Annotated in this window: 12 protein-coding genes; 11 read left to right on the top strand and 1 reads right to left on the bottom strand. The window is 50.2% G+C overall.

What is annotated here, in order from left to right; all coding sequences use genetic code 11:
• Positions 1-223: 223 nt before the first annotated feature.
• Entirely contained in the window at positions 224-1,117 is an 894-nt protein-coding gene (locus AC2D8L_RS15140) for an alpha/beta hydrolase (RefSeq protein ID WP_484686312.1), read from the bottom strand.
• Between the two features lie 124 nt (positions 1,118-1,241).
• Between AC2D8L_RS15140 and AC2D8L_RS15135 the strand changes: the two genes are divergently transcribed.
• The 11 genes from AC2D8L_RS15135 to AC2D8L_RS15085 all read left to right on the top strand — a co-directional run bounded on the left by AC2D8L_RS15135 (position 1,242) and on the right by AC2D8L_RS15085 (position 12,647).
• The gene (locus AC2D8L_RS15135) at positions 1,242-3,533 is read left to right on the top strand and encodes a bifunctional salicylyl-CoA 5-hydroxylase/oxidoreductase (RefSeq protein ID WP_484686311.1); all 2,292 of its coding nucleotides are present in this window, start codon (positions 1,242-1,244) and stop codon (positions 3,531-3,533) included.
• A complete protein-coding gene (locus AC2D8L_RS15130) occupies positions 3,530-4,276 on the top strand; it encodes an SDR family NAD(P)-dependent oxidoreductase (RefSeq protein WP_484686310.1) in 747 nt (248 codons plus the stop codon). Before AC2D8L_RS15135 ends, AC2D8L_RS15130 begins: the two co-directional genes overlap by 4 nt.
• Positions 4,273-4,737: a MarR family winged helix-turn-helix transcriptional regulator gene (locus AC2D8L_RS15125; RefSeq protein ID WP_484686309.1), complete on the top strand. Its 465-nt coding sequence runs from the start codon at positions 4,273-4,275 to the stop codon at positions 4,735-4,737. The genes AC2D8L_RS15130 and AC2D8L_RS15125 overlap by 4 nt, the downstream gene beginning before the upstream one ends.
• Complete coding sequence (locus tag AC2D8L_RS15120) at positions 4,734-5,552, top strand: enoyl-CoA hydratase family protein (RefSeq protein ID WP_484686308.1); 819 nt, start codon at positions 4,734-4,736, stop codon at positions 5,550-5,552. The genes AC2D8L_RS15125 and AC2D8L_RS15120 overlap by 4 nt, the downstream gene beginning before the upstream one ends.
• A complete protein-coding gene (locus AC2D8L_RS15115) occupies positions 5,552-6,697 on the top strand; it encodes an acyl-CoA dehydrogenase family protein (protein WP_484686307.1) in 1,146 nt (381 codons plus the stop codon). The genes AC2D8L_RS15120 and AC2D8L_RS15115 overlap by 1 nt, the downstream gene beginning before the upstream one ends.
• Positions 6,694-8,313, top strand: coding sequence for an AMP-binding protein (locus AC2D8L_RS15110; protein WP_484686306.1), 1,620 nt, complete (start codon positions 6,694-6,696; stop codon positions 8,311-8,313). Before AC2D8L_RS15115 ends, AC2D8L_RS15110 begins: the two co-directional genes overlap by 4 nt.
• Before the next feature lie 3 nt (positions 8,314-8,316).
• The gene (gene kynU, locus AC2D8L_RS15105; protein ID WP_484686305.1) at positions 8,317-9,510 is read left to right on the top strand and encodes a kynureninase; all 1,194 of its coding nucleotides are present in this window, start codon (positions 8,317-8,319) and stop codon (positions 9,508-9,510) included.
• Between the two features lie 180 nt (positions 9,511-9,690).
• Complete coding sequence (kynA, locus tag AC2D8L_RS15100) at positions 9,691-10,536, top strand: tryptophan 2,3-dioxygenase (RefSeq protein WP_484686304.1); 846 nt, start codon at positions 9,691-9,693, stop codon at positions 10,534-10,536.
• Entirely contained in the window at positions 10,533-10,772 is a 240-nt protein-coding gene (locus AC2D8L_RS15095; protein WP_484686303.1) for an Lrp/AsnC ligand binding domain-containing protein, read from the top strand. The genes kynA and AC2D8L_RS15095 overlap by 4 nt, the downstream gene beginning before the upstream one ends.
• A gap of 88 nt (positions 10,773-10,860) precedes the next feature.
• Positions 10,861-11,826, top strand: a complete 966-nt coding sequence (gene ppk2 / locus AC2D8L_RS15090; RefSeq protein ID WP_484686302.1) for a polyphosphate kinase 2 — start codon at positions 10,861-10,863, stop codon at positions 11,824-11,826.
• 377 nt (positions 11,827-12,203) lie between these two features.
• Positions 12,204-12,647, top strand: a complete 444-nt coding sequence (locus AC2D8L_RS15085) for a hypothetical protein (RefSeq protein ID WP_484686301.1) — start codon at positions 12,204-12,206, stop codon at positions 12,645-12,647.
• Positions 12,648-12,661 lie beyond the last annotated feature (14 nt).

Genomic DNA, 12,661 nt, shown 5'->3' with positions numbered 1-12,661 from the left:
AAAGAACGAGAAAAAAGCAGAGCATCTTGTTTGAACACCATCAGATTTCAATTGATTATTTGTAGCCGCAAATGACCAACTTTATGTGCAAATCTAATACAGAAACACCTGAGAATACTCACGCAATTCTGCCCGTTCAACTCCCCTATCTTCCTCTCTCATCCTCATTTAGTCTGCACGATATTCAATATATTTCAACATTAAAATATCGAGCAAAATTCGCCTATGGCGTAAATTGCTGGGCCAACTCAGATTGCCCATCAGCCAAATCATCAATGACATTGAAATGGTGTTTTTGCGTCGCTTCATGCCAAGCGGTTCCCACACCAAAGCCTGCCCAAATACTGGCGAGTAATTTGTTTTGTCGCAAAAATTCAGGCCGCTCATCCGCCCCGACCCAGCACATCAACTCTATGTTCGTAATTGGCCTTTGCAACGCCGCGCTTTCGGCAATCGCCTCATCCTCATCAAGCACCAATTTCTCATTCATTTCGGTCTTCATCAATGGGCGCAGATCATGCAATCCAGAAATGGAAACCACCTTTTCAATCCGGTCCTGAACCGCGGAACTTAGCGGCGATTGTGCGCAAGCTTGACGGGTGACGAGATGCCCCCCTGCCGAATGCCCAGCCAATCGAATTGGCCCGTCAATCTGTTGCGCCGCGAGTGTAACGGCATTGGCGATCTGCATCGACATGCGCGTCAAATGCGCTTCTGGCGCAAGCGTATAGCTGGGCAAAACAACAGCCCATCCATTGTCTATTCCACCTTGCGCAAGGTGCGACCAAGAGGATTTATCAAACGCCATCCAATAGCCACCATGCACAAACACCGCCAACCCTTTTGGCTTTTGTTTGGGCAAAAACAGGTCGAACTTTTCTCGATCAGTTGGACCATATTCGACATCCAGCTGAGCGCGCCCGTCCCCAACCTGCTGGTCACGAAACGCCTTGGCCAAACCCGCCCAACGCTCAGGATATGCCGCCGCGCCGTCAATGTAAGCGCCGTTCGCATATGCATCATCCCAATCGCTAATTACCGGCATTTCCATTAACTCGCTTGTTCCTATCTCTTGCCCATTGGTCGCCCAATCTCTGCGCACTTGCAAATTGATCAAGCCTCATCTCACAAAAACTAGACACATTCAGACACGAATTTAGAAATACTTCAAGCATAAAATTTTGAGCTTGAAATATATTTTCTCCGGTGCAATCATATGCCAACTTAAGTGGGAGGATTTGATGAAGATTGCATGTCTTGGTGGCGGCCCAGCTGGCCTATATTTTGCCATTTCGATGAAACTTCGCCAGCCTGAAGCTGACATCACCATATTTGAGCGCAACAAGGCCGACGACACGTTTGGTTGGGGCGTCGTGCTTTCTGATGATGCCTTAGACAATCTGCGCACAAACGATCCTGTATCCGCACAAAAGATCGGCGAAAACTTCGCCTATTGGGACGATATCGCAGTCGTTCACGATGGACACAGAACTGTGTCGTCTGGCCACGGATTTGCTGGCATTGGTCGCATGAAAATGTTGCTCATTTTGCAGGAACGCGCTCGTGAACTTGGTGTAAATTTGAAATTTGAAACCAACGTTCAGTCGGTTGAAGACTATCAAAAAGACTATGATCTGGTTGTCGCGTGTGACGGCATCAATTCCGCTGTTCGCGAACATTACGCCGAGCATTTCAAACCAAATGTCGACGTCAGAGAGTGCAAGTTCATCTGGCTTGGCACCCACCAAAAATTTGACGATGCATTCACCTTTATCTTTGAGAAAACCGAGCATGGCTGGGTATGGGTTCACGCCTATCAATTTGATGATGAAACAGCCACAGTAATCGTTGAATGCCAACAAGATACATGGGACAAAATCGGCTTTGAACATATGTCAAAGCAGCAAATTATTGAGAAATGCGAAGAGCTGTTTGCTGACCATCTTGATGGTCATAAATTGATCTCTAACGCTGATCATTTGCGTGGCTCTGCCGTCTTTATGAATTTCCCTCGGGTCCTTTGCGAAAAATGGCACCATGAGAATGTTGTTCTTCTGGGCGACGCGTCTGCGACCGCCCATTTCTCCATTGGTTCTGGCACCCGCCTCGCCTTTGATAGCGCCATCGCGCTCGCCAATCTTTTGCACACAGAACCAAATATGGAAGCCGCGTTCGACCGCTATCAAGACGAACGCCGTCTCGATGTTTTGCGTCTTCAATCAGCGGCCCGCAATTCTTTAGAATGGTTCGAGCAAGTTGAGCGCTACCTGGATCTAGATCCCGTCCAATTCAACTATTCATTATTGACCCGATCCCAACGGATCAGCCACGAAAATCTACGCCTTCGAGACCCTGATTGGGTGAAGTCGGCAGAAACATGGTTCCAATTAGAAGCTGGAGCCCCAAATTCCCATCGCGCGCCAATGTTCGCCCCGTTCAAACTGCGCGAGATGGAACTGAAAAACCGCGTCGTCGTTTCTCCAATGGCCCAATATAAGGCCGAAGGAGGCTGCCCCACAGATTGGCATTTTTCTCACTATGCAGAACGTGCCAAAGGCGGCGCGGGACTTATTTATGTCGAAATGACATGTATTTCCCCTGAAGGACGCATCACCCCAGGCTGTCCCGGGCTTTATGCACCAGAACATGAGGCAGCTTGGCTAAGGCTGACAGACTTCGTCCACGCCGAAACAGACGCAAAAATCTGCTGCCAAATCGGTCATTCCGGCCGCAAGGGCTCGACCCAACTTGGCTGGGAAGAAATGGACGCGCCGCTAAAGGCCGACAATTGGCCATTGCTTTCCGCTTCCGCCATTCCATGGTCCGACAATAATGCAGTGCCCAAAGCAATGAACCGCGCAGATATGGACATGGTCAAGAACCAGTTCTTGTCTTCAGTTAAAATGGCAAACCGTGCCGGGTTTGACATGATCGAACTGCACGCAGCCCACGGCTATTTGATTTCTTCGTTCATTTCGCCAACTTCAAATATTCGAGACGATGAATATGGTGGCAGCCTAGTAAACCGTATGCGCTATCCCCTCGAGATTGCCCGCGCCATGCGCGAGGCGTGGCCACAAGAAAAACCAATGTCCGTGCGCATCTCAGCTACCGATTGGGTCGGCGACGACGGGGTAACGCCTGAAGAGGCTGTGAAGATTGCTAAAATGTTCTCTGAAGTAGGTATAGATATTATCGACGTATCCGCTGGCCAAACCTCCATCAACGCCAATCCCGTATATGGACGCATGTTCCAAACCCCATTTTCTGACCGGATCAAAAACGAAACAGGCCTAAAAACCATGGCGGTTGGCAACATTTATGAAACCGATCATGCCAACTCAATTCTCATGGCCGGCCGGGCAGATTTGGTCTGCCTTGCACGACTACACCTTGCCAATCCATACTGGACCCTGCACGCCGCGGCAGCACTTGGCGACAAAGCCAGCAATTGGCCAGAACCATATCACCCCGGCCGCGATCAAATGATGCGACTGGCCGAGCGTGCAGAAGGCATTGGGACAAAAGCATGAGTTTAAGCCAAAAATCAGTTCTTATTACAGGTGGCGGCACCGGCGTAGGTGCCGATATGGCATTGGCTTTCGCTAACAGAGGCGCACGCGTTTTCATTTCGGGGCGCACTGCTGCTTCCTTAGAAAAAACCGCCGCGCAACACGACCAGATCTCTACAATTGTCACAGACGTCACCAACGAGAATGCGGTTAAGGCCATGTTCGAGCAAATTGGCCCAATGGACATCGTGATTGCAAATGCTGGCGCGGCACAAAGCGCACCGGTCGTCAAAACCGATTTAGACAGTTGGAACAAAATGATCGCCGTCAATTTGACTGGTGTGTTCCTCACCCTCAAAGAGGGACTAATCAATATGAAGGATAAAGAATGGGGCCGCCTCATTTCAGTTGCTTCAACCGCCGGACTTAAAGGCTATGCCTATGTGGCTCCCTATACTGCGGCGAAACACGGGGTTATCGGGCTCACCAAATCCATGGCGCTTGAGGTTGCTAAAAAGGGCATCACCGTCAACGCATTATGTCCCGGTTTTTTAAACACTGAAATGACCGACAGGTCGGTGGCAACAATTGTCGAAAAGACTGGCATGGGCGAAAACGAGGCTCGCGCAACAATCGCTAAAAACAACCCACAAGGACGCCTCATCGAACCAGCTGAGGTCAGCGCAGCCGCGCTTTGGCTGTGCGGCGAAGGCTCTGAGGGCATCAATGGACAAGCCATTTCAATTTCAGGGGGCGAAATATGAGTTTGGCAAACGAAAAGCTAGAAGACCAACCCGTAAGCAAGCAACGACTGCGCCTTTGGCTGCAAATGCTAAAAACGACCCGCTTCATCGAGAATGAACTGCGTGAAGAATTGCGACTAGGGTTTCAATCAACCCTGCCGCGCTTTGACGTCATGGCGATGCTAGACCGCACCCGCGACGGGTTGCGCATGAGCCAACTCTCCAAGCAACTGATGGTCTCCAACGGTAATGTGACGGGCATCATAGACAGGTTGGTGCAAGAAGGTTTTGTCATCCGTGTACAAGTCAAAGGCGACAAACGCGCAACCTTGGTTCGTCTCACCCCCGCAGGCATCCAAAAATTTGCTGAAATGGCCGCAGAACACGAACGATGGCTCAACGAGCATCTAAAAGAAATTAATGAAAGTGAGATCGGCCACTTCATCGACGTTTTGTCCAAAGTGCGGGAGGACGAACATTGAAACCCGTGCAACTAAGCGACTTAAAACCCGAACATTTTGCATGGCGCATGGATGGCCGGGTTGCGGTGATCAATCTCAACCGCCCGACACGCAAAAACCCCCTTACTTTTGAAAGCTACGCAGAACTGCGCGACACATTTCGCCAGATGATCTACGCGGATGATGTGGACGCGGTCGTCTTCGCTTCAAATGGCGGCAATTTTTGTTCAGGCGGCGATGTTCACGACATTATTGGTCCATTGGTCAAAATGGACATGAAAGAACTCTTGGCCTTCACCCGTATGACGGGCGATCTCGTGAAAGCGATGATCCATTGCACCAAACCAATCATCTCAGCGGTGGACGGCGTCTGCGTTGGCGCCGGGGCAATCATTGCGATGGCGTCAGATCTCCGCCTTGCAACATCAGAGGCGAAAACGGCCTTCCTGTTTACCCGCGTCGGCCTTGCTGGTTGCGACATGGGCGCATGCGCCATGTTGCCCCGCATCATTGGCCAAGGCCGTGCGGCGGAACTGCTTTATACAGGCCGTTCCATGAGCGCCGAAGAAGGCGCAAACTGGGGCTTTTTCAACGCCCTTCATAGTGCCGACGACCTAGAAGCCGCCGCCATCAAAATGGCGCAGCGCATTGCATCGGGGCCAACTTTTGCCCACGGGATCACCAAAACCCAGTTGAACCAAGAATGGAACATGAGCTTGGATCAAGCAATTGAGTCTGAAGCTCAAGCCCAAGCCATCTGCATGCAAACCAAAGATTTTGAACGGGCTTACAACGCTTTTGTGAAAAAAGAAAAACCAATATTTGAGGGCGACTAATGCCAGATAAGAGCTTCCTCAATTGGCCGTTTTTTGAAGACAAACACCACGCCCTTTCCGCCGAACTCGAGGCATGGTGCGAGGCCAACTTGCCCGTTGATCACACCGACACGGATGAAGCCTGCCTAAAACTCGTCGCTGAATTGGGTGCGGCTGGTTTTCTTCAGCACACCGGTGCCGACGAAGGTGAAAAGTTAGATGTGCGCAGCCTTTGCCTCATTCGCGAAACCCTCGCCCGACACGATGGGCTCGCCGATTTTGCCTTCGCCATGCAAGGGCTTGGCATGGGCGCTGTCTCCCTTTTTGGCAGCATGGAACAGCGCGAATGGCTTAAAAAAACTCGATCCGGGAAAGCCCTTTCAGCATTTGCATTGAGCGAACCAAAATCTGGATCTGATGTTGCCAACATTGAATGCAGTGCAGAACTGCGCGGCAACCAATATGTCATAAACGGCGAAAAGACCTGGATTTCCAATGGCGGGATCGCTGATGTCTATGTGCTGTTTGCCCGTACAGGCGAAGGGCCCGGGGCAAAAGGCCTTTCCGCATTTTTGGTGCCCGCCGACACGACGGGGTTAGAGATCGCGGAACGTATCGACGTTGTCGCGCCCCATCCTTTGGCGCGGCTTAAATTTGCTGACATGCAATTGCCCCCTTCCGCCATGATCGGTCAACCTGGCCAAGGCTTTAAAATCGCCATGTCCGTGCTAGATGTTTTTCGTTCAACGGTTGGCGCAGCAGCCCTTGGCTTTGCGCGTCGGGCGCTCGACGAAACACTAGATCGCGCATCAAATCGCGAACTTTTTGGCGCACCGCTTTTTGACCTGCAAATGGTACAAGGCCACATCGCTGATATGGCGCTTGATGTCGACGCAGCCGCATTGCTGGTCTACCGCGCCGCTTGGACCAAAGATATGGGCGCTGCCCGCGTGACGAGAGAAGCCGCTATGGCCAAACTTTACGCCACCGACAAAGCGCAAGAAGTAATTGATAAGGCAGTACAAATTCACGGGGGAGATGGAGTGCGCAAGGGCTCCATTGTGGAGAGCCTATACCGCGAAATCCGCGCGTTACGCATTTATGAGGGCGCATCAGACGTCCAAAAAATCGTTATCGCACGTCAAGCATTGGGGGAGATCAAATGAAGCTGGGACCATCCGGACATAGTGATAATTTCGCGCGGGACAATCTGCCGCCCGCCGACGCACAACCGGTCTTCCTCACCGAAGACTTTGCCTATCCAGAATATATGAATGTCGGTCGCATCCTAACAGATGCGATGGTGGAAAAGGGATTTGGTGACAATGTTGCTTTGATCGGCAATGGCCGCCAACGCACCTATAAAGAATTGGCCGATTGGACCAACAGATTGGCCCATGCTCTGGTTGAAGACTATGGCGTAAAACCGGGCAACCGTGTTCTCGTGCGCTCAGCCAACAACCCCGCGATGGTCGCCTGCTGGCTTGCTGCCACCAAGGCGGGCGCGGTGGTCGTCAACACCATGCCCATGCTGCGTGCTGGCGAGCTATCATCGATCGTCGACAAAGCAGAGATCACCATTGCTCTATGCGATAGTCGCATGATGGACGAGATCGTTGCCTGCGGCAAAACATCAAAATTCTTGCAGACCATTGTAAGCTTTGATGGCACCGCCAACCATGATGCAGAACTTGACCGCGTTGCCTTGGGCAAGTCGGTTCAGTTTGATGCAGTCCGCACCGGGCGAGACGATGTCGCGCTGCTCGGTTTTACCTCTGGCACCACTGGCGAGCCTAAAGCCACCATGCATTTTCACCGAGATCTTTTGATGATCGCAGACGGATATGCCCAAGAGGTTCTTGGCGTCACCCCAGATGACGTATTTGTTGGCTCACCGCCCCTAGCCTTTACATTCGGGCTAGGCGGATTGGCAATTTTCCCGCTTCGATTTGGCGCGACGGCCACGCTGCTCGAAACAGCGTCCCCAGCCAACATGATCGAAATTATCGAAACCCACAAAGCCACAGTCTGCTTTACTGCCCCCACCGCTTATCGCGCCATGATGAGAGCCATGGATGAAGGTGCCGATTTATCGACATTGCGTTGCGCTGTCTCCGCGGGTGAAACTTTGCCTGCCCCCGTATTCGAAGAATGGTGGGAAAAAACAGGCAAACCAATGCTCGATGGAATTGGGGCAACCGAAATGTTGCACATCTTCATTTCCAACCGCTTTGAAGATGCAAAAGCGGCGTGTACCGGCAGGCCAGTGGCGGGCTACGAGGCAAAGGTCGTCGACGACAATATGGACGAAATGCCCCGCGGCGAACCTGGTCGCCTCGCGGTGCGTGGCCCAACAGGTTGCCGATACCTCGCGGATGACCGCCAGACAAAATATGTGATCGACGGTTGGAACATTACGGGTGACACATTCGTGCAAGATGAAGAAGGCTATTTCCACTTCGCAGCCCGCAATGACGATATGATTATCTCGTCCGGTTACAATATTGCAGGGCCAGAAGTAGAGGCAGCACTCTTGTCTCACCCCCATGTTGTAGAATGTGCCGTTATTGGATCACCGGACGAAGAGCGTGGGCATATTGTTCAAGCCCATGTCGTTTTGGTTGATGAAGCACCAAAGGACGAAGATACGATCAAGCGATTGCAAGATCATGTCAAAGCCACCATCGCCCCCTACAAATATCCGCGTTCAATCGTCTTTACCGATGAATTGCCCAAAACCCAAACCGGCAAAATTCAGCGCTTCCAACTAAGGGCAAACTAATCCATGAGCATTTTTGCAAAAACCAAATCCATGTTTCATCTGCCTGAAGGCGTGATCTATTTGGATGGCAATTCCCTTGGTCCGTTGCCAAAGGCAACACCAAACCATGTAGGTGAAATGCTCACAAAAGAATGGGGTGATTTGCTGATCACAGGCTGGAACAAGGCCGACTGGATGGGCCAACCTTCGCGCATTGGCGACCGGATCGGCAATCTTATCGGCGCTCCAGCCGGTTCCGTGGTGATGGGTGACACCCTATCCATCAAAGTCTATCAGGCAGTTGCCTCGGCCCTCGAACTGAACCCAAAACGCAAAGTTGCGTTATCCGACAATGGTAATTTCCCAACCGACCTCTATATGGTCGAAGGATTGCTCAAATCTTTGGACAATGGTCACGAACTGCGCCTTGCCGATCCAGAAGAAGTTGAAGCGGCGCTCAGTGAAGACATTGCCGTTTTGATGCTGACCGAAGTTGATTATCGCACTGGTCGCAAACACGATATGAAGGCGCTGACCAAAAAGGCCCAGGCCCTCGGCATAATCGTGATCTGGGATTTGGCCCACTCCGCTGGTGCTGTTGAGGTTGACCTGACGGAATGCAATGCAGACTTCGCTGTCGGGTGCACCTACAAGTATCTTAATGGCGGCCCCGGCGCCCCGGCCTTCATTTACGTCGCGCCCCGCCATCAAGAAACTGCCCGGCCAGCTCTTTCTGGTTGGATGGGGCATGAAGCCCCATTTGCGTTCGACCTCGATTACCGCGCCGGCGACGGCATCGAGCGTATGCGCGTTGGCACGCCCCCAGTGATCGCCCTCACCGCCCTTGAAGCATCCCTTGATATTTGGGACATGGTGACAATGAAGCAGGTCCGCGAGAAGTCGATTGAACTTTGTAATCTCTTCATCGTCGAAGTTGAAAACCACTGCCCATCGCTAACCTTAAACAGCCCGCGCGATGGTGAAAGTCGTGGTTCCCAAGTCACGTTTAGTTTCGATCATGGCTATGCGGCAATGCAAGCATTGATTGCACGTGGGATCATCGGCGATTTCCGTGCGCCAAACAATATGCGATTTGGCTTCACACCTCTTTACATTGACGAACAAGATGTTGTTGCAGCGGTAAAGATTTTAGCGGATGTGCTGGACAACAAGCTTTGGGATAAGCCAGAATATAATCAACGCTCACGGGTAACTTAACCGATGCAATCTTCTTCTGCTCACATCGCGAACAATTGGAAGCAACATTGCACAGTTGCCACTGATTGGTATGTGACCGATGAAAGCCGCTTTGGCATCCCAAGAGGCACCGCTTCCATTTCACTTTAGCACCCAAATGGCCGCTTACCGGTCAGGCTGAAATTGAATTGGAACATGAGAATGAGTGAAAATAACAAACCTTACGACCCCGCCAAAGAAGGCGCTCAAATGTCGTTTGATGGCCGCATGTCATATGGCGACTATCTACAAATCGACAAAATCTTAAATGCGCAGCACCCCCTTTCATCGGCTCACGATGAAATGCTGTTCATCATTCAACACCAAACCTCAGAACTTTGGATGCGCCTTGCCATCCATGAACTTCATGCCGCGCGGGAAGCACTGAAATCAGATAATCTACCAACGGCCTTCAAGATGCTGGCGCGGGTGGCGCGTATTTTTGAACAGCTCAATAATGCATGGGACGTGTTGCGCACCATGACGCCAAGTGAATATACAGAGTTTCGCGACACACTTGGTCAGTCATCAGGCTTTCAGTCACATCAATATCGCCAAGTGGAATATATATTGGGCAACCGCAACAAGGCGATGCTCAAACCCCACGCGCACAAAGAAGAAGTTTACGCACTGCTGAAATCTGAGCTGGAAATGCCCAGCCTATATGATGAAGCGCTGCATCTTTTAAACCGCAACGGGATCGCAATTCCAAGCGAAGTACTAAACCGGGACGTCACAGATCAGCACGAGGCGAACGAAGACGTTCAGCTCGCTTGGAAGAAAGTCTATCAAGATACTGCCAATCATTGGTCGCTCTATGAACTGGCAGAAAAGCTTGTTGATTTCGAAGATTATTTCCGCCGCTGGCGCTTTAATCACGTTACAACAGTTGAAAGAATTATCGGGTTCAAGCGAGGAACAGGTGGCACTGGCGGCGTATCATATTTACGTCGCATGTTAGATGTGGAACTGTTCCCCGAACTTTGGCATGTGAGGACTGAGCTATGACCACTTGTGTATTTGTTCAATTGCGGTGCGTTCCGGGCAAAACATATGACGTTGCGGATGCAATTTATGAACGCGAAATCACATCTGAACTCTATTCAACGAGTGGTGATTTTGATCTCTTGATGAAGATTTATGTCCCGGACGACAAAGATGTCGGCATGTATCTCAACGACAATATTCTGGACATCCCAGGTATTTCGCGGTCGCTCACAACGCTGACATTTAAAGCATTCTGACGATCTAGTTCTGTTTGATCTCACTCAATGCGGAGTGTCATAAAATTGTCATATACTCCTATTCTGGCAAACACAGAAGGGGGAGTATATGTCCATCGAGACGATCCGAGAAAACCTAATTGCAAACGCCGTTCCTGTCAAAAAGACCGACATCAGCGCGCAATCTCATCTGGACGACAAACGACATCATCTGGCGCAAATGCGCCGCGATCCAGATGCCATCCGTCATGCTTTCGAAAATGGCGATTACCCCTATGCCAGCAAGATCGCACGCAGAACCTATGAGAAGCGCAAGGCCGAGCTTCAAATAGAATTGCTAAAAGTACAAGACTGGGCAAGAGATACAGGGCAAAAATTCGTCCTATTGTTTGAAGGACGCGACGCGGCGGGCAAAGGCGGCACGATCAAACGGTTCATGGAACACCTAAACCCACGTGGTGCCCATGTCGTCGCCCTGGAAAAACCGACAGATCGCGAAAAGTCCCAGTGGTATTTCCAACGCTACGTTAAACATTTGCCCTCCGCAGGGGAAATCGTGCTGTTCGACAGATCTTGGTACAACCGAGCAGGCGTAGAGCGGGTAATGGGATTTTGCTCAGCAGGCGAATATTTAGAGTTCATGCGCCAATGTCCAGAATTTGAGCGCATGATTGTGCGCTCGGGGACCCATCTTTTTAAATATTGGTTCTCAGTAACCCGCGAAGAACAACTTCGGCGCTTTAAATCACGTAGTCGCGAACCGCTAAAACAGTGGAAACTTTCCCCAATTGATAAAGCATCTCTCAATAAATGGGACGACTATACTGAAGCCAAAGAAGCAATGTTCTTTTATACAGACACCGCTGATGCACCCTGGACTATTGTAAAGTCCAACGACAAGAAGCGTGCCCGCTTAAATTGCTTGCGCCATTTCTTGTCTACTTTGGATTACCCAAACAAGGACCATAATGTGGTCAATAGGCTCGATCCACTCATTGTTGGCTCAAGTAATGACGTCATTGGCAAGTCCGATCATATTCTGGGCCATTCAATGCACCCAGATCATCGCAAGTAAAAACACTCCCCGCAGAGTGGACTGCTAGTTTGCAAAGAAATGCAACAAACATTGCCGCTGACATGCGGCAATGTTGGCCCCACCATATCAAATGTGCGGTAAACCACCCATGGGCCGGGCTTGAATTCCATCAATCGTCAACAATCAACATATAGCGCAATGCATATATATACTTGAATTTACATCAATTTTCCATGTAATCGTTTAAATATTGATCCAATGGTAAAATTATTACACGAATTTTGTCTCATATGTCTCTTAGATTTAGTGGGATCGCTCAATATACAGATAAAGTATTCTTAAAATTAACAGTTCATTATCTAATTCGGTCGTATTTTTTCGTATCGTAAATTTGGAATATTTGACGTGTCAAGATTATGTTCAGTTCACTAAAAAGAAACTTTGCTGAAAGTCTTGCGGCGCATGGTCTGGGATCGAACAAGCCTTTCGCACTAACGACACGCGACGAAAACGGGGAAAAACTTGCAACTCCTATTGCATTAACCCGTCAAGAAACTTTGGCGCGCCTTTCAGAGATAAATCAAAAAATTGGCAAGATGGGCCTTGTGGCGAGCAAAGCCACAAACGAGCTTAAGGGGTTAGACCTAGACAGCGAAGAAGCACGGATGCTTGCCAAAAGGTGTGCAATGGCTTTAGAACATTGTGCGAAAACAAGCATACAGAACGATTTCTTCTATGGCTCAATCGAGAGTTGTGACGATCCAAACTTCATGGACCGAAAGCACGCCATTTACGGCGACCGCTTAGATGAAATCGCAACGGTGTTTTCCAGTATTCTTAAAAGAATCTGCAAAGACTAAACATCAAATCTAGG

It is taken from the genome of Maritalea sp. YIW29, from assembly GCF_057219265.1.
The sequence above is the reverse complement of the archived record's forward strand: the minus strand, read 5'-3'. Positions and strand labels throughout refer to the sequence as shown.

What these genes read in the sequence shown, in the direction of transcription:
- AC2D8L_RS15085 (WP_484686301.1), top strand. Translation starts at nt 12,204, where the DNA reads ATGTTCAGTTCACTAAAAAGAAACTTTGCTGAAAGTCTTGCGGCGCAT.
- kynA (WP_484686304.1), top strand. Translation starts at nt 9,691, where the DNA reads ATGAGTGAAAATAACAAACCTTACGACCCCGCCAAAGAAGGCGCTCAA.
- AC2D8L_RS15125 (WP_484686309.1), top strand. Translation starts at nt 4,273, where the DNA reads ATGAGTTTGGCAAACGAAAAGCTAGAAGACCAACCCGTAAGCAAGCAA.
- AC2D8L_RS15130 (WP_484686310.1), top strand. Translation starts at nt 3,530, where the DNA reads ATGAGTTTAAGCCAAAAATCAGTTCTTATTACAGGTGGCGGCACCGGC.
- kynU (WP_484686305.1), top strand. Translation starts at nt 8,317, where the DNA reads ATGAGCATTTTTGCAAAAACCAAATCCATGTTTCATCTGCCTGAAGGC.
- AC2D8L_RS15115 (WP_484686307.1), top strand. Translation starts at nt 5,552, where the DNA reads ATGCCAGATAAGAGCTTCCTCAATTGGCCGTTTTTTGAAGACAAACAC.
- ppk2 (WP_484686302.1), top strand. Translation starts at nt 10,861, where the DNA reads ATGTCCATCGAGACGATCCGAGAAAACCTAATTGCAAACGCCGTTCCT.
- AC2D8L_RS15095 (WP_484686303.1), top strand. Translation starts at nt 10,533, where the DNA reads ATGACCACTTGTGTATTTGTTCAATTGCGGTGCGTTCCGGGCAAAACA.
- AC2D8L_RS15135 (WP_484686311.1), top strand. Translation starts at nt 1,242, where the DNA reads ATGAAGATTGCATGTCTTGGTGGCGGCCCAGCTGGCCTATATTTTGCC.
- AC2D8L_RS15110 (WP_484686306.1), top strand. Translation starts at nt 6,694, where the DNA reads ATGAAGCTGGGACCATCCGGACATAGTGATAATTTCGCGCGGGACAAT.